Origin of the sequence: Kitasatospora sp. NPDC096128 (assembly GCF_040303105.1) — a bacterium.
Taxonomy (GTDB): Bacteria; Actinomycetota; Actinomycetes; order Streptomycetales; family Streptomycetaceae; genus Kitasatospora.
Map to the genome: position 1 here is coordinate 71809 of NZ_JBEOSP010000031.1, position 22340 is coordinate 94148.

Genomic DNA, 22340 nt, shown 5'->3' on the forward strand with positions numbered 1-22340 from the left:
CCTAGGTATGTTTTCCAGCATACGGCCTCCAGGGTCCGATACGGGCGGGGGTATCGCCGAACAGCTTCGATAATACCCCCCGGGGTACTATGGTGGACGTCGACGGGGGAACCGACCCGCCGCCGGACCGGGCAGCGCCCGGGGCCGGCCGGGCCGTTGAGAGACCCGCACCACCTTGCGCACCACCGCCACCGCCCGCACCGGGCGGCGGCGCCGTGCGCCTGCGGCACCCCCGACCCGCCGGACCGCTGCGGCCCGGCCCGCACCACTGGAGAAGCCCATGCCCAAGCCGCCGACAGTCCACGGACCGGCCGCCCCCGGACCGAGCACCCCCGGTCAGCTCACCCCCGACCGGGCCCACGAGTTGCTCCGCGCCGGCACCGCCGTGCTGCTCGACGTCCGCGAGGCCGCCGAGTTCGCCGCCGGTCACGCCCCCGGCGCCCTGCACCTGCCACTGATCGGCCTGGTCGCCGGGGTCGGGCTGCCGCCCGCCGCCGTCGGGCGTACGGTGCTCGCGATCTGCCGCTCCGGCCACCGCTCCCAGCGCGCCGCCGAGTTGCTCGCCGCGCGCGGCGTCGAGGTGTCGAACGTCACCGGGGGCATGGGCGCCTGGGCCCGGGCCGGCCTGCCGGTCACCACGCCCGACGGCGGCACGGGGCACGTGATATGACCACGCTGCTCCTGGCGCTGGCCGGCGGCGCGGTGGTCGGGCTGGCCCTCGGCGGCCTCGGTGGCGGCGGCAGCATGCTCGCCGTGCCCGCCCTGGTCTACCTGCTCGGCTTCACCCCTGTGCTGGCCACCACCGCGAGCCTGGTGATCGTCGCCGCGACCTCGCTGACCGGCCTGCTCGCCCACGCCCGGGCCGGACGGGTGCGTTGGCGCACCGGCGCCCTGTTCGCCGCCGCCGGGCTGCCCGCCGCGGCGGCGGCCGGGGCGCTCTCGGCCCACCTGCCGGGCGCGCTGCTGACCGGCGCCTTCGCGGTGCTGGCGGCGCTGGCCGCCTGGCGGATGCTGCTGCCCTCCAAGCCCGACAAGCAGGAACGTTCCGCCGCCGGCTCGGGCCGCTCGACCGCGGCGGGCGCCGGACTCGGCGCCGTCACCGGACTGCTCGGCGTCGGCGGCGGCTTCCTCGCCGTCCCCGCCCTGGTCTCGGTGCTCGCCTTCACCATGGCCGAGGCGGTCGGCACCAGCCTGCTGGTCATCACCGCCAACTCGCTCGCCGCCCTGCTGCCCCGGCTCGGCGCCGCCGGCTCGATCGACTGGGCCGTCGCCGCGCCCTTCACCGGTGCCGCGATCCTCGGCGCCTGGGACGGCAAACGGCTCGCCGACAAACTCAGCGGACGCGCCCTCCAGCGGGCCTTCGCGATCGCCCTGCTCGGCGTCGCCGTCCTGATGCTGGTCACCACCCTGGCCTGACCCGGCCCTCCCGCCCCGGCCGCCGACCCCGACGCGCCGACCCCCGCCCCGGCCGCCGACCCCGGACGCGCCGGCCCCACCTCACCCCTCCCGAGAGGAAACCGCTTCCCATGACCACCCCGCTCACCGTCGACCAGCTGCGGCCGCGCCTCGGCCGACTCATGCTCATCGACGTCCGCTCCCCCGGCGAGTACGCCGGCGGCCACATCCCGGGCGCCCTGAACATCCCGCTCGACCAGCTCGACGGCGCGCTGGACGTGCTGCGCGCCGCCGCCGGACGCAGCGAGCTGGCCGTCGTCTGCGCCGCCGGGCAGCGCGCCAGGACCGCCTGCGAGCGGCTCGCCGCGGCCGGAATCACCACGCTCCTCGTGACCGGTGGCACCAACGCCTGGACCGACGCGGGCCACCCCGTCGACCGGGTGGCCGGTGCCCGCCCGGCATGGGCGATGGACCGCCAGGTCCGGCTGGTGGCCGGCTCGATCGTCCTGCTCGGCCTGCTCGCCGACCGGGCCCGGCCGGGCGCCCGCTGGCTGTCCGCCGCGGTCGGCGGCGGGCTGGTCTCCTCCGCACTCACCAACAGCTGCGCGCTGGGCACGGCGCTGGGCAAGCTCCCGTACAACCGGCCCCGCCCGGGCACGCCGACGCTCGACGACGCCCTCGCCGCGCTCGGTCGCTGAGCTTCGACCCTGAGCGGCGCCGAGCGCGAGCCCCCGGACGTGACCGCCTCCGCCGCCCGGGCCGGACGGTCCCTGCCCACCCCCCGGGGGGGCAGGGACCGTCCCCTTTCGTCAGACGCCCGGCTTCACCGGCGGCTGCGCCGGCTCCGGCAGGGTGCGGAACAGCGCCCAGCTCAGCAGCGGCATCGCCACCAGCGGCACCAGCGCCGTCCGCAGCGAGGTCGCGTCCGCGAGGCCGCCGATCAGCGGGCTTGCCAGGCCGCCGATGCTCACGGTCAGCCCGAGGGTGATCCCGCTCGCCGTGCCGATCCGCGAGGGCAGGTAGTCCTGCCCCAGCGTGACCTGGAGCGAGAACGGCACGTACAGGCCCGCCGAGGTCAGTGCCACGCAGACGTACAGCGCCGGCCCGGGCACCACCAGCACCCCGGCCACCGCCACCGCCGCGACCAGGTACGACCAGCCCGCCACCGCCACCCGCCCCCACCGTTCCGCCAGCGCCCCGCCCAGCACCGAGCCCACCGCGCCGCCCGCGTACAGCACCACCAGCGCCGCCGTGCCCGCCGCCGAGCCGCCACCGAGCCGCTGGGTGACGTACAGCGACAGGAAAGTGCTCAGCCCGGTGAAGACGATCGAGCGGCACACCACGGCCAGCGACAGCCGGACGAAGGCCGCGCGGTCGTCCCGGCCCGGCCGGCGGACCGGGCCCGCCCCGGCGGCCCGTTGCCGGGCCAACTCGCGCAGCACCGGCAGGCACAGCGCCGCCCCGGCGAGGGCCGGCAGCAGGAGCAGCGGGGTCAGCCGCAGTCCGCCGAGCCCGACCACGGCGGCGACCAGCAGCGGGGCCGCCGCGAAGCCCAGGTTGCCGCCCAGGGAGAACCAGGCCATCCCCCGGTGCCCGGACCCCAGGGCCACGGCCCTCGCCACCCGCGCCGACTCCGGATGGTAGGCCGCCACGCCGACGCCGGACAGCGCCACCCAGGCAAGCGTCAGCCGGTACGAGTCGCCCAGCCCGCAGAGCGCGATGCCCGCGCCGCCCAGCAGCGTGCTGACCGGCAGCAGCCAGGGCAGCGGCCACCGGTCGGTGACCGCCCCGAACAGCGGCTGGGCCACCGAGGACAGCAGCGAGGCGGCCAGCACCACGCCCGAGACGGCGGCGTAGCCGTAGCCCCGCTCGGCGACCAGGAAGGGCACCAGGGCCGCCACCGCGCCCTGGTAGACGTCCACACAGGAGTGCCCGAGGGACAGCAGGGTGATCGACCTCCGCGCCGACAGCCCTCTCGTCGGTCCGGCTGCCCGTTTCGTTCGAGTGGTTTGAGTGCTCACCCGGACATGCTGGAGCCCGCAACCCCCTGTCGGACATCCGATAATCTGCCAGGCAATGCCGCAAATCCGCCACGATCCCGTCGCCCCCACCCGGGCCCAGCTGCTCGCCCCCGGCACCGGGATCGACGCCCACCGCCACGACGACCACCAGATCGCCTACGCCGCCAGGGGCGTGGTCGCCATCACCACCGACGCGGGCTCCTGGGTCGCCCCCGGCACGCGCGCGCTCTGGATCCCGGCCGGCACCGTGCACGCCCACCAGGCGCACGGCGAACTCGAGCTCCACCTGATCGGCCTGCCCGCCACCGAGAACCCGCTCGGCCTGGACCGGCCCACCGTCCTCGCCGTCGGCCCGCTGCTGCGCGAACTGATCGTCGCCTACACCCGCGCCCCGGCGCAGGACAGCCCCGAGCGCTCCCGGCTGCGCGCCGTCCTGCTCGACCAACTGCGCGCCTCGCCCCAGCAGCCGCTGCACCTGCCGACCCCCGCCACCCCGCTGCTCCGGGCCGTGTGCGCACTGCTGTACGCCGACCCCGCCGACCGCCGCACCCTCGCCGAACTCGGCCGGGCCGTCGGCGCCAGCGACCGGACGCTGTCCCGGCTGTTCCGCGCCGAGCTCGGCATGACCTTCCCCCAGTGGCGCACCCAGCTGCGGCTGCACCGCGCCCTGGTGCTGCTCGCCGAGGGCCGGCCGGTCACCGCCGTCGCCCACCGGTGCGGCTGGTCCTCCGCCAGCGCCTTCATCGACGTCTTCCGCCGCGTCTTCGGCCACACCCCGGGCCACCCGCCCAACGGCCGCCCGCCACGCTGAAAGCCCTGGCAGCGCGCCGGAACCCCACGGTTGTCGGTGCCGGGTGGCAGGCTGGGAGGCATGTGCGGCCGCTTCGTCTCCACCACCACGCCCCAGGACCTCGTCTCGCTGCTCGGAGAGCTCCGGTGGGACCCGGCCGAGACCCTCGCGCCGAGCTGGAACATCGCCCCCACCGACCCCGTCCCGGCCGTCCTGGAACGCGTGGACCGCGAAACCGGCGAACTGCTGCGCCAGTTCCGCCCGCTGCGCTGGGGCCTCGTGCCGTCCTGGTCCAAGGACCCGTCCGGCGGGGCCCGGATGATCAACGCCCGCTCGGAGACCGTCGACTCCAAGCCCGCCTTCCGCAAGGCCTTCAAGGCCCGCCGCTGCGTCATCCCCGCCGACGGCTACTACGAGTGGCGCGAGGTCGCCGCCACCGCCGAGCGCAAGAAGTACAAGCAGCCGTACTTCCTCAGCACCGGCGCCACCATGCTGATGGCCGGCCTGTACGAGTTCTGGCGCGACCCCACCCGCCCCGAGGACGACCCGCTCGCCTGGCTCTCCACCGCCACCGTCATCACCACCGACGCCACCGACTCGGCCGGGCGCGTGCACGACCGGATGCCGCTCACCATCGCCCCCGACGACCTCCCCGACTGGCTCTCCCCGGCCCACACCGACCCGGCCGGGCTCCACCACCTGCTGCGCCGTCCCGCCGACGGCGCCCTGCGGGTCCGCGCCGTCCCACCCACCGTCAACAGCGTCCGCAACAACGGCCCCGAGCTGCTCGCCGCCGCCCCGGACCCGCTCGGGCTCGCCGACTGACCGCCGCCCGCCCGCTTTCCGCTGACAGCGCGTCTGACCTGCACTACGGTAGGCGGGCAGAACAGCAGGCCGGTCATGCGGGCGGGGCGGGGGCGACGCGGTGTTGATGTCCATGACGGCACACGTCCGTCCCGAGCGCGGCATGCCCGACCCGGAGCCCTACGAGCAGCGCCGCCGCCCCGGCTCGCCCTCCGCCGCCGGCGGCGACCCGCACGCCGCAGTCCTCCCGCCCGAGGCCGCCCGGGCCGCGCTGACCGTCGAGCCGACCACCCCGGCCCCCAACCTCCCGCCTCGCGCCGCCGGCCGACTCATCGGCCGGGAGGGCGAGTTGCGCGCCGTCGCCGACGCGCTCGGGCACGCGGACGGCGGCGGGCTGGTCACCCAGGCCACCACCCTGCACGGCCTCGGCGGCGTCGGGAAGACCAGCCTCGCCCTGCACCACGCCTACGCCAGGGCCGGGGACTACCGGCTGATCTGGTGGATCACCGCCGAGTCCGAGGGGCAGCTCGCCGAGGCCTTCGCCGGGCTCGCCGTCCACCTCCACCCCGCCTGGGCCCTGACCGCCCCGCCCGGCCAGCAGGTCGAGTGGGCCCTCGCCTGGCTGCGCGCCCACGACCGCTGGCTGCTCGTCTACGACAACGCCGAGGACCCGGCCCACCTCACCCCCTACGTCGGCCGACTCCTCGGCTGCGGCCACCAGTTGGTCACCAGCCGCCGCGCGGGCGGCTGGCACCCCGGCATCCGCCCGGTCCGCATCGACGTCCTCGACGCCCCGGAGGCCGCCCGGCTGCTGTGCGCCTCGGCGGACCCGGGCGGCGCCCTGGACGCCGCCGAGCAGGACGAGGCCCAGGCGCTCGCCGACGAACTCGGCCACCTGCCGATCGCCCTCGCCCAGGCCGGCGCCTACGTCCAGCAGACCGGCACCACCTTCGCCGCCTACCGCGAACTGCTGTGCGCCACCGGCCCGGTGGGGCCGGGCGCCGAGTCCACCGTCGCCCGGCTCTGGCGGACCACGCTGCGCACCGTCCAGCACACCGCGCCGTTCGCCGTCGAGCTGCTGCGCACCCTCGCCTGGTACGCCCCCGAGGCACTGCCCCGCGAGGTGCTCACCCCGTTCGGCTCGCGCCGGCCCGACGAGACCGACCGGGCACTGCGACTGCTCGCCGACTACCATCTGATCACCCTGGGCGAGACCGTCGCCGTGCACCGGCTGCTCCAGGCGGTGCTGCGCAAGGCCGACGGCGCCCGCACCTTCCGGCAGCGGGCGGAGCGGCACCTCGCGGCAGCCGCCGCCCGGCTCTGGCCCACGGCCGGTCCCGGACTGCGCCGGGCCCTGCTGCCGCACGTCCGGGAGCTGGCCGACAGCGGCCCGTCCGACGAGCCGACGGCCGACACCGTGGCGCTGTACGGGCTGGCGGCGGCCGAACTCACCGACCGGGCCCAGCGGGTGTACGCCGTACGACTGGTCGAGGCGATGGCGGACGGGCAGCGGCGGCTGCTCGGCGAGGACCACCCGGACACGCTCACCGCCCTCGGACGGCTCGGGCGGCTCCAGGCCAAGACCGGCGACCCGGCCCGGGCCGTCGAGCTGTGCCAGGACGTCGTCGCCCGGCGGACCAGGGTCCAGGGCGCCGACCACCCGGCCACCCTCGCCGACCGCCACACCCTCGCCCAGGCCTACCGCAAGGCCGGCCGGCACGAACACTCCGTCGCGGAGTACCGCGCCGTCGTCGCCGAGCGGGCGCGGGTGCTCGGGCCGGACCACGCCGACACCATGCACAGCCGGGCGAGCCTGGCGTACGCCCTCCAGGTGGCGGGACAGCACCGGGACTCGGTGGCCGAATACGAGCGGCTGGTGGCGGACGCGGAGCGGGTGCTCGGCCCGGACCACCCGGACGCGGTGACCCGGCGCAGCGGCCTGGCCTTCGCCCAACTCGCCGCAGGCCAGCACGGATTGGCGATCGCCCGGTACGAGCAGGTGGTCGCCGACCGCACCCGGCTGCTCGGCGCCGACCACCCCGACACCCTGAGCGGCCGCCGCTGGCTCGCGACCGCCCACTCCGACGCGGGCGACCACCTCGCGGCGCTGGCCGCCTACCGGGCCCTCGTCGCGGACTGCACCCGGGTGCAGGGCCCCGACCACCCGCAGACCCTCTACGCCCGCAAGCGGCTGGCCTCCGTCCACCGCAAGTCCGGCCGACCCGCCCTCGCCGTGGCCCAGTTCGAGGAGGTCGTCCCCGACTACACCCGGGTACTGGGCCCCGACCACCCGCACACCCTGAACGCGCGCAGCGGACTGGCCCGCGCCCACCGGGAGGCGGGCACGCCGGGCCTCGCGGTCGAGCAGCACCGCGCCCTGGTCCGCGACCGCACCCGCATCCAGGGCGAGGGGCACCCCGACACCCTGGAGGAGCGCAGCTTCCTCGGCTTCGCGCTGCGGATCGCCGGCCTGCCCGCCCTCGAAGTGGAGGAGCTGGAGCGCCTGGTGGCCGACCGGGCCCGGTTCCAGGGCCCCGACCACCCCGGGACCCTGGACGAGCGCTCCGGCCTCGCCCGGGCCCTGCACGCCGCCGGCCGCCCGCACGAGGCGCTCGCGGTACGGCGGCAGCTCGTCGCCGACCGCGAACGGGTGCACGGCGCGGAACACTTCGAGACCTTCGACGCCCGGCTGCGGCTGGCCCGCTCCTACGACGAGGCCGGACAGCACCGCCAGGCGGCAGCGCTGTGCGACCGACTGGTCGCCGACCGCCGGCGGGTGCTGGGCCCGGACCACCCCGATGTGCTCACCACCCGCTGGTGGCAGGCGTCGATCCACTCCAACACCTGCGACTACCACAAGGCCCTGCCCCTGTTCGAGGCGCTGCTCGCCGACCGCACCCGCATCCAGGGCCCCGACCACCCAGCCGTGCTCAACACCCGGTGGTGGCTGGCGACCACCCACCGCAACCTCGGCCGGCACCGCGAGGCCCTGGCCCAGTACGAGGCGCTGCTCGCCGACCGCACCCGCACCCAGGGCCCCGACCACCCGGACGTCCTCAACACCCGCTTCTGGCTGGGCCACAGCCACCAGGCCCTGGGCGACCACCGCCGCGCCCTGGCGCTGTACGAGGCCCTGGTGGCCGACCACGTCCGGATCCTCGGACCGGACCACCCCGACACCCTCGACGCCCGGTTCAGCTGCTTCGCCCTCTGCCTGAACACCGGTCACCACCGCCGCGCGGTCGAACTCCACGAATCCCTGGTGCAGGACCGGACCCGGGTCCAGGGTGCCGACCACCCCGACACCCTGACCGCCCGCCACTGGCTGGCGACCGCGCACGTCAACTCGGGCGCCCACCGCCGGGCGGACCACCTGTTCGCCTCCGTGGTCGCGGACCGGACCCGGGTCCAGGGCGCCGACCACCCCGAGACGCTGCTGGCCCGTTACGCCCACGCCGCCGCCTTCCAACGCGCCGGCGAACCGCAGCGGGCGGTTTCGCTGTACGCGACGCTGGTCGACGACTGCGTCCGGGTGCTCGGCGGCGACCACCCCGACACCCTCGACATCCGCATCGGACACGCCGTCGGCTGCCACGAGGCCGGCGACCACCAGCGGGCGGCCGCCCTGTTCGAGGAGCTCGTCGCCGACCACATCCGGGCGCTCGGGCCGGACCACCCCGGCACCACCCGCTGCCGCCGCGAGCGCGCCTCGGCCTGGCTGGGCTCCGGCGAACCCCCCCGCGCCCTCGCCGAGTTCGCCGCCCTGATGGCCGACCTCACCCGGGTCAACGGGCCCGAGCACCCGCACACCCTGGAGATCCGCAAGGACCTGGCCCGCTCGTACGCGGAGGCCGGCGACCACCGCCGCGCCGCGGAGTCGTTCGCGGCCCTGGTCGCCGACCGCGCCCGGATCATGGGCCCGGACCACCAGGACACCCTCGACACCCGCTGGTGGCAGGCCCTCGCCCACAGCCAGGCCGGCGAGTCGCGCAGGGCGGGCGCGCTGTTCGGCGCCCTGGCCGCCGACCGGGCCCGGGTGCTCGGGGCCGACCACTCGGACACCCTCAACGCCCGCTGGTGGGAGGCGGCCTCGTACCGCACGGACGGTGACCTCGACCGGGCCCGCCGGCTGTGCGAGGGCTTGGTCGCCGACCGCCTGCGGGTCGACGGCCCGGACCATCCGGAGACGCTCGACGCCCGCTTCCTCCTCGCCTGGGTCCACCGGACCGCCGGCGACCGCCTGCTCAGCATCCGGCTCAACGAGGCCCTGCTGCACGACCGGATCCGGCTCCAGGGAGCCGACCACGCGGCCGTGCTGACCGCCCGGAGCGTCCTCGCCTCCGGCCTGGAGCACACCGGACAGCTCCGGCAGGCCGTCGCCGCCTGGGAGGAGTTGCTCACCCACCGCGCCCGCGTCTCCGGGCCCGGGCATCCCGAGACCTTCGCCGTACGCTCCCTGCTCGCCCAGGCGGTCCGCCGGACCGGCGAGGTCGACCGCGCCATCGCGCACCTGACCGAGCTGGTCGCCGACCGGACCGGGAGCCAGGGCCCGGACCATCCGGACACCCTCGAGGAGCGGGGCGAACTCGCCCACGGTCACCGCTTCGCCGGACGCCACCACCAGGAGGCCGCCGGCTACCAGGCGCTCGTCAGCGACCACGAGCGCCTCCTCGGCCCCGACCACCCCGCCACTCTGACCGTCCGTGACAACCTGGCCCACGCGCTGCGCCACGGCTGGCAGCACGACCGCGCCGACGCGCTCTACCGGGACCTCCTGGCCGACCGTGCCCGGCTCCTGGGCACCGACCACCCGGACACCCTCGACGTGCGGGACAGCCTCGCCCGGAACCTCTCCACGGCCGGCCGCCACGCCGAGTCGGCCGCCGCCTACCGCGACGCGCTGGCCCTCGCCCTCGCGGCGCACGGGCCCGCGCACTCCGTCGTCCGGGAACTCCGGCGCGACCTCGCCAAGGCCCTGGTCGCGGCCGGCGAGGCCGACGCCGCCGTCGCCGAGCTCGCCCCGCTGGCGGAGGACTGGGCCCGGCTCACCGGTCCCGGTCTGCCCGGGCTGGTCGAGGCCGGCTGCGTCCTCGCCCTCGCCCACCACCTTGACGGACGGCCCGAGGCGGCCCTGCGACTGGCCGGCCACCTGGTCGCCGCCGCCACCGCCGCCCTCGGCGGCCCGGACGACGCGACGGTCACCGCCCGGTTGACCGAGGCCCTGCTGCTGGCCGACGGCCCCCGCCCGCTGCGGGCCGTGGTCCGGCTGGAGGAGCTCGCGGAGGCCTGCGCCCAGACCCGGGGCGTGCGCAGCCCGCTCACCCTCGAGGTCCGCCAGGGCCTGGCCCACGCCCGGCTGCGCGCCGGGGACGCCGACGGGGCGGTCCGGGTCTACGAGCGGATCATCGCCGACCGGATCCCGGCCGGGAGCGCCTCGCCCACCACCGCACTGCTGGCCGGGCACCGGGAGGCCGAGGACGTCGCCGTCAGCGTCGGCGCCCTGCGCACCGGGCCGGTCCCCATCGCCCCCAGCCTCGCCGTCGGACTGGCCCGGGCCCTCGCCGCGGACGGGCGCCACGACACCGCCCGGGTGCTGCTGGCGGCGGTCCGCGTCGGGCGGGAGGCCCTGATGGGCCCCGGGCACCCGCTGGCGGCCGAGGCCCGTACCGCACTGACCCGGCTCGACCGCGCGGAGCCGGCGCCCGTCGGCGCACTCGCCCAGGCCCGGCCGGCACCCGACCCCGGCGCACCCGCCCAGGCCGGGACCAGCCGGGGTGAGCCGGGGCTGCTCCCCCGCCGTACCCGCGGCTCGGTGCACCGCGCCGTCGAACCGCCGGCACCCCGGCCCGCCTGGCGGCCCCGCCTCACCCTGGTCGAGGTCCCCGCCGTGGGCGTCACCGCCCACGTGGAGTTCCACCTCGAACCCGTGGACGGCTCCGTGCCCGCCGTCCTCCCCGAGCTGCGCCTGGTCGCCGCCGTGTCCCCCGAGGCCCTGCTCGACCCGCCCGTCGCCGACCACGTCCCCACCGGTGCGCCCGCCCGGTTCGCGCTCACCCCGGCCGTGGCCGGCCCGCACACCGTCCGGATCACCGTCTTCGACCGGGGTCACGGCGCCGTCCTCCAGGACCTCTCCGCCGTCCTGGACGTGCCCGGCGATGTCCGCACCGACGTCCCCACGGAATCCGAAGACCAGGAGCAGGAGTAGATCGACGTGCCCCGGGACCTCCAAGTCGCCGTCCGCCAGAACCCCTCGGCGGACTACACCCGGCTGCCCCGGCAGCTCGGCCCCGCCGACGGCCCCCCGCTCAAGGGACCGGCCCCGTTGGATCTGATCGTCTCGCTCCGCCGCCACGGCGACGAGCTCCACGTCAGCGCCTTCCGACCGGGCGAGCGCACCCCCGGGAACCGCAGCCACCGGGCCCGGCTCGCCGTCTCCGCGCCCGAACTCCTCGCCAAGGCCGCCCGGCTGCGCACCGTCTGGCGCGACCGACTGATCGGCTACGACCCCGACCCGTACCACCCGTACCCCTTCGCGACCGCGGTCGACTTCACCCCGCTCGCCGAGGTCGCCGAGCGCAAGGTCGCCGAACTCGCCGAGGAGGGGCGGTACTTCCTGGAGACGATGTTCGAGGGGGCCGACCGCAGCCTGGCCCTCTTCCGCGACTACCTGAACCGCACCCTCACCGAGCACGGCTCCCTGCGGATCAGCTTCGACTCCGACCTCCACCTCCCGTGGCCGATGCTCGCCGTCGAGGGCCACCAGCCGGACCCGTGGGCCGACTTCCTCGGCCACCGCCACCAGGTCGAGCAGACCGGCGCCGCCTACCCGCCGATCCAGCCGCCCTCCTCGCCCCGCACCAAGCCCGTCACCAGCCTCAACACCGACGACCAGCTCACCGCCATCGGCCGGGCGCCCGAGGTCCGCAAGCTGCTGGAGGACCGCTCCCAGCTGACCGTGCGCACCGAGTCGGACCGGCTGCTGGAGGCGCTGTCCGCGGCCGTGCTGGACGAGGACGTCATGTACTTCTGGTGCCACGGCCAGTTCATCGCCAACGACTCCCCGTACGAGCAGCTCGCCGTCCGACTCTCCGACGACCGGCACATCGACGCCGAGCTGGTGCGCCGCCACCGCCGCCGCCACCTCGACCGGCCGGACGCCGTCTTCCGACCGTTCGTACTGCTGAACGCCTGCCACACCGGTCAGTCCGCGGCCGCCGAACTCGACCACCTGGGAAGGGCGTTGGTCGACCTGGGCGCGGACGGCGTGCTCGGGCCGCAGCTCCAGATCCCGCAGGAGTTCGCCGCCGAGTACGCCTTCGCCTTCCTCGACCACTACCTGACCGGCGAGTTCACGGCCGGCGAGATCACCCAGCAGCTGGTGCGGTGGTTCGCCCGCGAGTACCGCAACCCGCTGGCGCTCGCCTACTCCCTGCACTGCGGCATCGACAGCATCCTGGAGCTCCACCCGTGACCGCCACCGCACGACCGGCCGCTGTACGACCGACCGCCACACGGCCCGCGACGGTCGACCTGGACGAGCACGGCCGACTGCTCGTCCCCGGGACGACGACACCCGTCCCCGAGACCCGGGTCGCCGACCACCTGGCCCGCCACCTGCGGATCCCCGAGTGGGCCACCGACCTGTACGTCTACGTGCACGGCTGGCAGACCAGCCCGGCCGCCGCCGACCGCTCGGCCGCCGCCCTGGTCGAGCGGGCGGCCGCCCTGCACCGCGCCGCCCCGGCCGGCTACCCGGGGCTCGCCACCGGGTTCCGCCCCTGGTGCGTGGTGGTGCGCTGGCCCTCCTCCAGCCTGCCGACCCTGCCCGGCTACCGGCGGATCCGCGATCGGGCGCACGCGATGAGCGCCCGCGGCCAGGCCGGGCGCGTCCTCGGCCACCTGCTGGGCTACCTCGACACCGGCCGGGGACGCCCGGACGCCCCGCGCGTGCTGGCCAACCGGCACGGCCAGTACCTCCACCTGCTCGGGCACTCCTTCGGCGGCCGTTTCCTCTGCGAGGCCGTCCAGTACGCGGCCGACCGCCCGGCCGGGCCCCCGGTGCTCAGCTGGTCCTCCCGGCCGGGCGACCCGAGCCGCCCGTTCACCGTGGACAGCGCCCTGGTCTTCCAGATGGCCGCGCCCCGGGACGCCTTCAGCCGGCTCTTCCCACGGCTCTTCCTCGGCCCCGGCCGGGCCGGCGCCCCGCTGCGCGGCCCACTGGTGCTGACCCACTCCCGTTGGGACCGCGCCACCGGCTTCTGGCACCTGCGCGCCGAGGGCCACCCTGGTATCGGCCACTCCGGCACCGGCGCCGCCCCGGTCGCCCAGTTCACCACCCGGCTGCGCCCGACCGACTCGCCCTACCCGCACAGCGACCTCGACCACCCGATCGTCAACATCGACGCCGGCCACCGCTACCGGGGCAGCCTCGCCGCCCGCCGGCTGCACCCCTCCGGCGCGCACTCCGACTTCCACCACCCGGAGTCCGCCCACCTGCTGCTCAGCCTCGCCTCCCACTCCCGCTGAGCCGACGCCATGGCCGACGAGGTACGGAACGCCTCGTGCGAAGGGCCCGGACACCGAAGCACCCGGGCCCCGACCGCACGGCCTGCGGTCAGCGCTGGCGGACGGCGGTGAACCCGCAGACCGGCGTGCAGAGCGTGACGATGCCGCTGTAGCGGTAGTTGGTGCGCCCCCGCGAGATGGTGTGCACCGTCAACTTCTCCCGCAGGGTGAGCTGGTGGCAGCGCGGGCACGCGGCGTCGACCTGCTTGCCCCAGGGGCGGTTGGGGTTGAGCTTGGTGATCGCGACCCCGATCAGGACCACGGACAGACCGGTGGTGACGAAGCCGACCACCTGCCACACGCCCTTGCCGGACTCACGGCGGTCGATCATCTCGTCGTAGCCGAACGTGCCCCCGCCGCCGCGGTTGGAGATGATCTGGCACACGTTGTTCCGGGTCATCGTCTTGCCGTCGCAGTCCGGGGCGCTGGTCGGGTCGGCCTTGCCGACGACCAGCGCCAGGAAGAGCCCGAGGCCGGCCAGCAGGACCAGCACCACCACGGCCGTCGTCCGGCTGCGGCCGGTGTGCAGTCGCGTGCGCTCCTTCACCGCCGTTTCGATCACAGCGTGCGCCATGTTGCTGCCGTCGACCGCCACCACGTGTCTCCTGTTGTTCGCGTTCTGTGCCTCGTTGTCCCCCGGCGGACCGGGGCCGACACGAACCCACCATCATCAGGGCTTTCCCGCACGGCACTTGGCGAGAGCTTGACCCTGTCGTGACGGCTTCGACACCGGGCCCCGGGGCTGAGCGTCGGGGTGCTCAGCCCCGGGGCGCCAGCGACGTCAGGTAGGCGGCGGCCTTCTCCGGGTCGAGCAGCCACCGCTCGACGTCCGCCGGGTCGTCGAAGGAGTTGGCGAACCGGTCCGCCACCGCCTGGAACCGGCCGGCCGCGCCGAACAGCTCCACGGCGTGCGCGGGCGCCGGGCGGAGCATCGCGTTCGACCAGTCGGTGACGGCCCGGGCGGTGCCCGCCCAGAAGCGGTCGAAGGCGGCCTGCTGGAAGTCCCGGTCGAAGGGCTTGTCGCCGTGCGCAAGGATCGCGTCCAGGTAGCCGGCGGCGCACTTGGCGGCGGCGTTGGCGCCCTGCCCGGTGATCGGGTCGTTGGTGACCACCACGTCGGCCACCCCCAACACCGCGCCGCCGCCGGGCAGTTCGCCGACCGGTCGGCGGACCACCGGGGCGAAGCGGCCGGCCAGAGTGGCGCCGGCGTCGGTGAGTTCGACGCCGGAGCGGGTCCGCTCGTACTCCCAAGGGGTGAAGGCCTTCATCAACTCCAGCATCACCCGCAGGTGTTCGCCCGGGTCGCGGAGCCCGTCGAAGGCGTCCGCCGGACCGCCCGGCTGGGCCTCCCAGAGCAGGATGTCGCAGGGCCCGGCGGCCGTCAGGGCCGGCATGCTGAAGAACTCGCCGATCCCGGGCACCAGGTTGCAGCGCACCGCCGGGAACTCCTGGTCGGGGCGCGGCGCGAGCCCGTACACGTAGCTCACGGCGAGCGCGCGCTGCGGCCGCTGGTACGGGGAGCGCTCCTCGTCGCGCTCGAACAGCGCGGCCAGCCTGCCCTTGCCGGAGGCGATCAGCACCAGGTCGTAGGAGCCGGCGAGGTGTTCGACGTCGGCCGCGCTCACCTGGCGCACCTCGACCCGGCCGCCCCGGGCCGCATAGAGCTCCAGCCAGGTGGACATCTTCAGCCGCTGGTCGACGGACTGGGCGTAGGCGTCGAGCCGTCCGGTCCAGTCGATCACCCGGGTCGCGTCCGGGCCGCTGATCGACAGGCCGATGCCCTCGATCCGGGGCGCCCGCTCGGCCCACAGGTCCAGGCCGAGCGCGCGCTCGGTGCGCAGCGCGGAGTCGAACATGCACTGGCTGGACAGCACCCGGCCGTCCCGCACCTCCTGGGCGTCCCGGTCGGTCAGCAGCGTGACGTCGTAGCCGTGGGACTGCAACCCGAGGGCCAGTTGGAGGCCGGCCTGTCCGGCGCCGACGATCAGAATCCTGCGCATCGCCCCTGCTCTCCTGATGGTCCGTCCGGCCCGGGCCGCCCGCCCGGCCCGGTTGCCAGGGTTTGGATATCAGGCCGGAGCCTGCGCGTCCACGGCGCGGACGGAGCGGGCGCGCGCCGGTTGGGGGCGCGGGAGCGGCCGGAGGGCGTGGGGTGCCGGGATGTCGATTTGAAAAATTCTTCAAGTTCATACAGGCTGGCGTGCCGCCGACCCCGTGCCGACCGGACAGAACAGGACAGCCCGCACCCATGAGCGACACCCTGCCCCCGTGCCCCTCGTGCTCCAGCGAGTACACCTATGAGATGAACGCCCTGCTGGTCTGCCCGGAGTGCGGCCACGAGTGGGCGCCCGCCGACTCCGAGGCCGAGGCCGGCGCAGGTGAGCGGGTGATCCGCGACTCGGTCGGCAACGTGCTGAGCGACGGCGACACCGTCACCGTCGTCAAGGCCCTCAAGGTCAAGGGCAGCGCCTCGGGCATCAAGGCGGGCACCAAGGTCCGCAACATCCGGCTGGTCGACGGCGTGGACGGCCACGACATCGACTGCCGGATCGAGGGCTTCGGCGCGATGCAGCTCAAGTCCAGCGTGGTGAAGAAGGCCTGAGACCGGCCCGGTCCGACCTCCGCCGGCCCGTACGAGCGCGTGCTCGTACGGGCCGGCACCGTTATCCGCTATTCCTGGCCGTCCGGCCCTTCCGACCCGTCCGGCGGCGGCGTGGTCGGGAAGAGGATCGGGCTGAGCAGGTACGGCTCCCGCCCGACTGCCGGGCCGTTGGCCAGCCGGGGCGCCAGTACGGTGAGCAACTCACCGCCCAGTTCGGCGAGTTCCTCCGGGCTGAGCCAGAGCGTGCCCTGCCGGTAGGCCACCCCCTGCGCCACCGGGTCGGCGTCCGGCCGGTCCAGGTAGGCGTTGAACTCGGCGATCAGGACGGCCATCGCGGCGGCGAAGCCCCGCCGGTGGTCCTCGATCGACATCGCGGCGGCCGTCTCGGCGTCGACCACCGGCCGGTCCTCGCGCAGCCGGTAGTGCCGCTCGACGGCGCCGCGCACCCGGTGCTCCTCCGCCACCTCCAGGAACCCGGCCTCGGCGAGCAGCGCGACATGCCGGTAGACCGTCACCTTCGACACGCCCGAGAGCCGGGCGCACAACTGCGAGGTGGTGAGCACCCGGCCCCCGGCGAGGGCGTGCACCACCCGCAGGCGCACCGGGTGGAGGAGGAGGTCGGCGACGTCGTGGTCCATTGCCCCACGATTTCACAGTCGCTACCATTATCAAAGATGAAAAAGTAGCCCGGGGGCGGTGGCTCCGCCCCGGGCGGAAAGAAGCGGGGGAAGCGGATGCGTCAGGCGACCGGCCGACCGGTGACCGTCAACGGGCACCAGCTCTACGTCGAGGAGTCGGGCACCGGCCCCGGCCACGTGCTCTTCGAGGCCGGCCAGGGCCTCGGCCGCACCTCCTGGGATCCGGTGCTGCCCCTGCTCCCGGACCGCGCCCGGCTGATCGGCTACGACCGCGACGGCTTCGGCCGCAGCCCCCGTAGTACCGCGCCCCTCAGCCTCGACCAGCTGGCCGACGACCTCGTCGCCCTCGCCGAGGCCGTCGTGCCCGGCCGGTTCGTCCTGGTCGCCCACAGCATGGGCGGCCTGGTCGCCCGGCGGGCCGCCGAGCGGCTCGCACCCCGGTTGCGCGGCCTGCTCCTGATCGACCCCACGCCCGAGACGGCCCCCGCCTACGACGCCATCGACGCGATCGCCCGCCGGGTCGACCGCACCCTCGCCGTCGCCCAGCCGCTCACCCGGTTCCGGGCCTTCGCCCGGCTGGCCAGCGGCAACGTCCGCCGGGTCTTCCCCGCCGACACCTACGCCGCCATGCTCGCCGAGGACTTCGTCCCGGCCGGCCTGGCCCAGACCCGCCGCGAGTTCCGCGCCGTCGCCGGCGCGATCCCCGGGTTCCGCGCCGACCCGCCCGCTCCGCCGACCTGCCGCACCGTACTGCTGTCCGCCGACCGCCCGCGCCGGGGCGGCGAACGCGGCCACCCCGCACTCCAGGCCCACCAGCGCCGCTGGGCCGACACCCTGCCGGACGGCCGCTACGAGACCGTCGACTCCGGCCACTTCATCCAGGCCGAACAGCCCGCCCTGGTCGCCGACCGGATCCGCGAGCTGCTCGACGGCCCGGCCTGACGCCCGGCTCCCCGGCCGCGCCGGGGCCGTCAGCCCAGGGCCGGCGGTCCGTGGCCGTCAACGCATGGCCGACCCCGGGAGACGGCAGCAAGCTGGTGTGGTCAGCGTGTGCGGGCCCGTCCCGCGCCGACCTCCGCGAGAAGGATCGCCATGGCTGCCACCACCCCCGCTTCCACCTCCGCCTCCGCTTCCGGCGACGGCGTCGTGCGCGCCGTCCACGTCGCCGCCCCGGGCGGGACGCCCGAACTGGTCGAGGTCCCCCTCCGCACGCCCGGCCCGGGTGCCGTCCGCATCACCGTCGAGGCCTGCGGCGTCTGCCACTCGGACCTGCTGATCGCGGGCGGCCTGCTGCCCGGCACCACCTTCCCGGTCACCCCCGGTCACGAGATCGCGGGCCGGATCGACGCCCTCGGCGAGGGCGTCGAGGACTGGCAGGTCGGTGACCGGGTCGCGGTGGGCTGGTTCGGCGGCAGCTGCGGGCGCTGCGAGGCCTGCCGGGACGGCGACGCCATCCTCTGCCCTCACCTGAAGGTCCCCGGCGCCGCCTACCCGGGCGGCTACGCCGATTCCGTCATCGTGCCCGCCGACGCACTCGCGGCCGTGCCCGACGGCCTGACCGCCGCCGAGGCCGCACCGCTGGCCTGCGCCGGGGTGACCGTCTTCAACGCCCTGCGCCGATCCGCCGCCCGTCCGGGCGACACCGTGGCGGTCCTGGGCCTCGGCGGCCTCGGCCACCTGGGCGTCCAGTTCGCCCGCGCCATGGGTCTGCGCACGGTGGCGATCGCCCGCGGCGCGGAGAAGGGGCCGCTGGCGCACGAGCTCGGCGCCGACCACTACGTCGACAGCACCGCCGGGAACGTCGCCGAGGCGCTGCAGGCACTCGGCGGCGTCAAGGTCGTGCTGGCCACCGTCACCGACTCCGGCGCCATGTCCGCCACCGTCGACGGCCTGGGCCGCCGCGGCGAACTCGTCATCGTCGGGGTGTCCCCCGACCCGCTCGCCGTCAGCCCGCTGCAGCTGATCGCCGCGGACCGCAGGGTCTACGCCCACTCCTCCGGCTCCGCCCTCGACACCCAGCACACCCTGCGCTTCGCCGAGCGGACCGGCGTGCGGGCCTGGATCGAGGAGCTGCCGCTGGCGGAGACCGCCGCCGCCGTCGCGAAGATGAGCAGCGGGCGGGCCCGGTTCCGCATGGTCGTCACCACCGGCCGCTGACCGGTCGGCGGCCCGCCCGATCCTCGGGTCAAGCGTTGGCAAAGACCCCGCCGTCGAACGTCCGATCGACGACGCTTAGGCTGGTCCGCGCCCGAACGACCGGGCCGACGGCCGCACGACCGCACGACCGGACCGGCCGGCACCGGGACGGGCCCGCAAGCAGAGGAAGTACCCAGGGGGGACACAGAGCCATGCACCACGACCACGAAGAGTACGAACCGTACGAGGACCACGGCTACGACGACCACGTCTCCGCCGACGGCCACCAGGAGGACCGCGGCCGTCAACGCTCGCGCCGGATCTGGCTGGTGGCGGTCGGCGGGGTGTTCACCACGCTGCTGGTGGTCGGCGGCTACGGCGCCTACAACATGATGACCGCCGTGACCGGCGGGTCCTCCGCCGGCGGGGGCGGCTCCGATCCGACGGCGTCCAAGGCTCCGCAGACGCCGCCGAGCCCCGAGCAGGCCGACGCCGTCGCCAGGGACTTCCTGGCGGCCTGGGGCCGCGGCGACCTCACGGTCGCGGCCGGACTCACCGACCGCCCCGAGGCCGCCCGGATGGCGCTCACCTCCTTCCACGACGGCGTGTCCGCCCGCTCGCTCACCCTGACCGGGACGGGCCCCGCGCCCGCCGGCAGCCCCGCCGAGCCCGCCGTCGGCTACCGGGTGCGGGCCGAGTTCGACGGCACCACCGAGGCCTGGGAGTACGAGAGCGCGCTGGGCGTCGTCCGGGCCTCCGACGGGCGCGTGCTGGTGCGCTGGGCGCCGACCGTGGTCCACCCCAAGCTCGGCAGCGGTCGGACCATCGCCGTGAAGGCGCTGCCCAACCCGGTGTCGAAGCCGGCCGACCGCAAGGGTCGGTCGCTGGAGGCGTTCCCGTCGCTGAGGTCCGTCCTGCCCCAGATCGCCCCGCCGGACGGCGCGAAGGTCGTCACCGGGCAGGCCGTGGTGCTCTCCGGCGGCGGGCAGGAGGCGGAGCAGCTGTTCGTCCTCACCCCGCCGACCGCGCCCCAGGTGAAGCTCACCCTGGACGCCGACCTCCAGCAGGTCGCCGAGGACGCGGTGAAGCAGCAGTCGGCCGGCGGCAAGCCCGCCTCCCTGGTGGCGATCCAGCCGAGCACCGGCAACATCCTGGCGATGGCCTACGCCCCGCAGGACGGCTTCAACCGCGCCGTCGGCGGCGGGCAGCCGCCCGGCTCGACCATGAAGGTGATCACCGCGGCCGCGCTGCTGGAGACCGGCGTCACCCCGGACACCGCCGCGCCCTGCAAGGAGACCACCAACTCCCCCAGGAGCTGGCACAACGACGAGCCCGGCAACCACCTCGACTACACCCTCAGCGACGACTTCAGCCACTCCTGCAACACCGGCTTCATCGACAAGGGCCTGGAGAAGCTCCAGCTGAACACCCTCACCTCGGTCGCCCGTGACCAGTTCGGCCTGGGCCTGCAGTGGCGGATCGGCATCCCGAGCCGCGACGCCACCATCCCGGCACCGGGGAACAAGGACGAGGCGGCGGCCGAGTACATCGGCCAGGGCCAGATCCAGGTGAACTCGCTGGCGATGGCCTCGGTCGCGGCCACCGTGCAGAGCGGCACGTTCCGTCAGCCCGTGCTGCGCGAGGACGCCAAGCGCGTGACGGCCCCCGGGAAGCTGCCCGGCGACGTCGCCCAGGGGCTGCGCTCGATGATGGCCAGGACGGCGACCCAGGGCACCGCCCGCACCCCGATGTCCGGGCTCGGCGGCCAGATCGGCGCCAAGACCGGTACCGTCGAGGCCGGTTCGAGCCAGGCCACCAACAGCTGGTTCATCGCCTACCGCAACGACCTCGCCGTCGCGGCCGAGGTCGAGGGCGGCGGCCACGGCAACAGCGCCGCCGGCGTCGCGGCCGCCCAGGTGCTGAAGGCGGGCGGGAAGGACTGACGCCGCCCGTACTCAGAGCGGCTCGACCTGCTCCGGGGTCACGCACCCGCCAGGGGCTCCTCCAGCAGCTCGGGGCCGCCCTGCCGCCGAGCTGCCTCCGGCGCCCCGGGGCGGGTGCGCTCGGCCCAGGCGGCCACCGGCGGTCCGGCCGCGCCCAGGGCGGCGAAGAACACGCCCAGCAGCAGCCAGCCCGCGTGTCCGAGCGCGAGGACGGCCCCGGTCAGGACCACCGGGGCGAGGGCCTGGCCCGCGTCGAAGCCGATCCCGAACAGGCCCTGGTACTGCCCCTGGGCGTGGTCGGGCGCGAGGCCGAAGCCCAGCGCGTAGCCGCCCGAGGACTCCCACACCTCTCCGACGCTGTGGACGCACACCGCGAGGACGGCCGGCACCGGGGCGACCCACGCGGGGACGTCGGCCGTCAGCGCCATCAGCGGGCAGCTCACCAGGAACAGCAGCCCGGCCAGCCGGAAGGCCCGCCCGCCCTGCCGCGGGGTCTCCACCGTGGCGCCGAGCCTGCTCTGCAGCAGCGCGCAGACGCCGCTGTTGACGGCGTAGACCGCCGCGACGGTCCAGCGCGGCGCGTCGGTGTGGGCGCTGAGCCAGATCGGCAGCAGCAGGGAGACGGTCTGGTACTGCAGGCCCATGGCGCTGTAGAGCGCGACGAAGGACGCGTACGGCCGGTCCGCCAGGACGGACCACCGGCGGTGCTCCGCGGGCCGGGGCAGCGGCGGGTAGTCCGGGACGCCCAGGAGGGCGATCAGTCCGGCGCCGGCGAAGCTGGCGGCGTTGGCGAGGATCAGCACGGTGTAGGCGGCGCGGGTGTCGACCTGGATGGCGACGGCCGCCCCCAGGGTGCCCGCGACCACACCGAGGTTGACGAAGGTGCGCAGCCTGGCCCGGAACGCGGCCGGCCGGTCACCGCCCGCGCGCGCGATCAGCGCACCGCCCGCGGCACCGCTCGCCGTGGCGGCCAGCCGGTCCACCGTGGCGACGAGCGTGAACGCGAGCCAGCCGTCGATGAGCACGAAGGACGCCATGGTGACGGCCTGCAGCCCGAGCCCCACCAGCCATACCGTGCGCGGCCCGTGGCGGTCGGCCAGATTGCCCGCGGGTATCCCGGCCGCGAGCCCGCAGAGCCCGGCGACCGTCAGCCCCACCCCGACCTGGGCGGCGGGCAGGTGCACCACGAGCGTGAAGTACAGGACGGCCGCGGTGTTGAACAGCCCGTTGCCCACCCGGCTGACGAAACCGGCGGTGATCAGAGCCCGTTGCGCCCCGGAAGCCGAACCGCCGTCCACCCCTCGCCCGGAATTCCTCATGATCATGCCAGTCAGGCTAACAGCGGCCCCCGAGGAGACCGCCGCCACCCTCCGCCTCCGAACGACGGCCACCCGTGACCGGCCACCCACGACCGGCCGTGCGCGACCGCCCCTGGCACGGCACCGC

17 protein-coding genes are annotated in these 22340 nt (G+C 75.6%); 12 read left to right on the forward strand and 5 right to left on the reverse strand.

All coding sequences use genetic code 11. The features are described 5' to 3' along the window. Positions 1 to 280 precede the first annotated feature (280 nt). The 3 genes from ABTY61_RS29215 (at position 281) to ABTY61_RS29225 (ending at position 2093) form a co-directional block, all read left to right on the forward strand. Positions 281 to 670: a rhodanese-like domain-containing protein gene (locus tag ABTY61_RS29215; RefSeq protein WP_350508095.1), complete on the forward strand. Its 390-nt coding sequence runs from the start codon at positions 281 to 283 to the stop codon at positions 668 to 670. Then, positions 667 to 1416, forward strand: a complete 750-nt coding sequence (locus ABTY61_RS29220) for a sulfite exporter TauE/SafE family protein (RefSeq protein ID WP_350508096.1) — start codon at positions 667 to 669, stop codon at positions 1414 to 1416. Before ABTY61_RS29215 ends, ABTY61_RS29220 begins: the two co-directional genes overlap by 4 nt. Before the next feature lie 110 nt (positions 1417 to 1526). Beyond that, complete coding sequence (locus ABTY61_RS29225) at positions 1527 to 2093, forward strand: rhodanese-like domain-containing protein (protein WP_350508097.1); 567 nt, start codon at positions 1527 to 1529, stop codon at positions 2091 to 2093. Positions 2094 to 2204: 111 nt separating this feature from the next. Here the strand turns inward: ABTY61_RS29225 and ABTY61_RS29230 are convergent, their stop codons facing one another. Next, positions 2205 to 3365 (reverse strand): MFS transporter, encoded by a 1161-nt coding sequence (locus tag ABTY61_RS29230; protein WP_350508126.1) that lies wholly within the window; start codon positions 3363 to 3365, stop codon positions 2205 to 2207. A gap of 106 nt (positions 3366 to 3471) precedes the next feature. Here ABTY61_RS29230 and ABTY61_RS29235 point away from each other — a divergent pair, with 106 nt between their 5' ends. From ABTY61_RS29235 to ABTY61_RS29255, 5 genes are all read left to right on the forward strand, one after another. Next, on the forward strand, positions 3472 to 4227 hold the full coding sequence (locus ABTY61_RS29235) for an AraC family transcriptional regulator (RefSeq protein WP_350508098.1): 756 nt from the start codon (positions 3472 to 3474) through the stop codon (positions 4225 to 4227). Positions 4228 to 4287: 60 nt separating this feature from the next. Then, positions 4288 to 5031, forward strand: a complete 744-nt coding sequence (locus ABTY61_RS29240; protein WP_350508099.1) for an SOS response-associated peptidase — start codon at positions 4288 to 4290, stop codon at positions 5029 to 5031. Positions 5032 to 5143: 112 nt separating this feature from the next. After that, positions 5144 to 11215: an FxSxx-COOH system tetratricopeptide repeat protein gene (fxsT, locus tag ABTY61_RS29245; protein ID WP_350508100.1), complete on the forward strand. Its 6072-nt coding sequence runs from the start codon at positions 5144 to 5146 to the stop codon at positions 11213 to 11215. Between the two features lie 6 nt (positions 11216 to 11221). Next, positions 11222 to 12481: a CHAT domain-containing protein gene (locus tag ABTY61_RS29250; protein ID WP_350508101.1), complete on the forward strand. Its 1260-nt coding sequence runs from the start codon at positions 11222 to 11224 to the stop codon at positions 12479 to 12481. Next, positions 12478 to 13536: a hypothetical protein gene (locus tag ABTY61_RS29255; RefSeq protein ID WP_350508102.1), complete on the forward strand. Its 1059-nt coding sequence runs from the start codon at positions 12478 to 12480 to the stop codon at positions 13534 to 13536. The genes ABTY61_RS29250 and ABTY61_RS29255 overlap by 4 nt, the downstream gene beginning before the upstream one ends. 88 nt (positions 13537 to 13624) lie before the next feature. On the opposite strand, the gene ABTY61_RS29260 is transcribed toward ABTY61_RS29255, so the two are convergent. Both ABTY61_RS29260 and ABTY61_RS29265 read right to left on the reverse strand, forming a co-directional pair. Continuing rightward, entirely contained in the window at positions 13625 to 14170 is a 546-nt protein-coding gene (locus ABTY61_RS29260) for a hypothetical protein (RefSeq protein WP_350508103.1), read from the reverse strand. Between the two features lie 163 nt (positions 14171 to 14333). Further along, positions 14334 to 15575, reverse strand: coding sequence for a styrene monooxygenase/indole monooxygenase family protein (locus tag ABTY61_RS29265; protein ID WP_350508104.1), 1242 nt, complete (start codon positions 15573 to 15575; stop codon positions 14334 to 14336). 248 nt (positions 15576 to 15823) lie between these two features. Between ABTY61_RS29265 and ABTY61_RS29270 the strand changes: the two genes are divergently transcribed. Further along, on the forward strand, positions 15824 to 16177 hold the full coding sequence (locus tag ABTY61_RS29270; protein ID WP_350508105.1) for a zinc ribbon domain-containing protein YjdM: 354 nt from the start codon (positions 15824 to 15826) through the stop codon (positions 16175 to 16177). 68 nt (positions 16178 to 16245) lie between these two features. On the opposite strand, the gene ABTY61_RS29275 is transcribed toward ABTY61_RS29270, so the two are convergent. Continuing rightward, a complete protein-coding gene (locus ABTY61_RS29275) occupies positions 16246 to 16815 on the reverse strand; it encodes a helix-turn-helix domain-containing protein (RefSeq protein ID WP_350508106.1) in 570 nt (189 codons plus the stop codon). Positions 16816 to 16911: 96 nt separating this feature from the next. Here ABTY61_RS29275 and ABTY61_RS29280 point away from each other — a divergent pair, with 96 nt between their 5' ends. From ABTY61_RS29280 to ABTY61_RS29290, 3 genes are all read left to right on the forward strand, one after another. Next, positions 16912 to 17757 (forward strand): alpha/beta fold hydrolase, encoded by an 846-nt coding sequence (locus tag ABTY61_RS29280; protein ID WP_350508107.1) that lies wholly within the window; start codon positions 16912 to 16914, stop codon positions 17755 to 17757. A gap of 150 nt (positions 17758 to 17907) precedes the next feature. Next, a complete protein-coding gene (locus ABTY61_RS29285) occupies positions 17908 to 18972 on the forward strand; it encodes an alcohol dehydrogenase catalytic domain-containing protein (protein ID WP_350508108.1) in 1065 nt (354 codons plus the stop codon). 191 nt (positions 18973 to 19163) lie between these two features. Continuing rightward, positions 19164 to 20894: a penicillin-binding transpeptidase domain-containing protein gene (locus ABTY61_RS29290; protein ID WP_350508109.1), complete on the forward strand. Its 1731-nt coding sequence runs from the start codon at positions 19164 to 19166 to the stop codon at positions 20892 to 20894. A gap of 38 nt (positions 20895 to 20932) precedes the next feature. Here the strand turns inward: ABTY61_RS29290 and ABTY61_RS29295 are convergent, their stop codons facing one another. Then, positions 20933 to 22219, reverse strand: a complete 1287-nt coding sequence (locus ABTY61_RS29295; protein WP_350508110.1) for an MFS transporter — start codon at positions 22217 to 22219, stop codon at positions 20933 to 20935. Between the last annotated feature and the right edge of the window lie 121 nt (positions 22220 to 22340).

Coding starts and splice junctions, on each gene's coding strand:
- ABTY61_RS29215 (WP_350508095.1), top strand. CDS start 281: ATGCCCAAGCCGCCGACAGTCCACGGACCGGCCGCCCCCGGACCGAGC.
- ABTY61_RS29220 (WP_350508096.1), top strand. CDS start 667: ATGACCACGCTGCTCCTGGCGCTGGCCGGCGGCGCGGTGGTCGGGCTG.
- ABTY61_RS29225 (WP_350508097.1), top strand. CDS start 1,527: ATGACCACCCCGCTCACCGTCGACCAGCTGCGGCCGCGCCTCGGCCGA.
- ABTY61_RS29235 (WP_350508098.1), top strand. CDS start 3,472: ATGCCGCAAATCCGCCACGATCCCGTCGCCCCCACCCGGGCCCAGCTG.
- ABTY61_RS29240 (WP_350508099.1), top strand. CDS start 4,288: ATGTGCGGCCGCTTCGTCTCCACCACCACGCCCCAGGACCTCGTCTCG.
- fxsT (WP_350508100.1), top strand. CDS start 5,144: ATGACGGCACACGTCCGTCCCGAGCGCGGCATGCCCGACCCGGAGCCC.
- ABTY61_RS29265 (WP_350508104.1), bottom strand. CDS start 15,575: ATGCGCAGGATTCTGATCGTCGGCGCCGGACAGGCCGGCCTCCAACTG.
- ABTY61_RS29270 (WP_350508105.1), top strand. CDS start 15,824: ATGAGCGACACCCTGCCCCCGTGCCCCTCGTGCTCCAGCGAGTACACC.
- ABTY61_RS29275 (WP_350508106.1), bottom strand. CDS start 16,815: ATGGACCACGACGTCGCCGACCTCCTCCTCCACCCGGTGCGCCTGCGG.
- ABTY61_RS29280 (WP_350508107.1), top strand. CDS start 16,912: ATGCGTCAGGCGACCGGCCGACCGGTGACCGTCAACGGGCACCAGCTC.
- ABTY61_RS29285 (WP_350508108.1), top strand. CDS start 17,908: ATGGCTGCCACCACCCCCGCTTCCACCTCCGCCTCCGCTTCCGGCGAC.
- ABTY61_RS29290 (WP_350508109.1), top strand. CDS start 19,164: ATGCACCACGACCACGAAGAGTACGAACCGTACGAGGACCACGGCTAC.
- ABTY61_RS29295 (WP_350508110.1), bottom strand. CDS start 22,219: ATGATCATGAGGAATTCCGGGCGAGGGGTGGACGGCGGTTCGGCTTCC.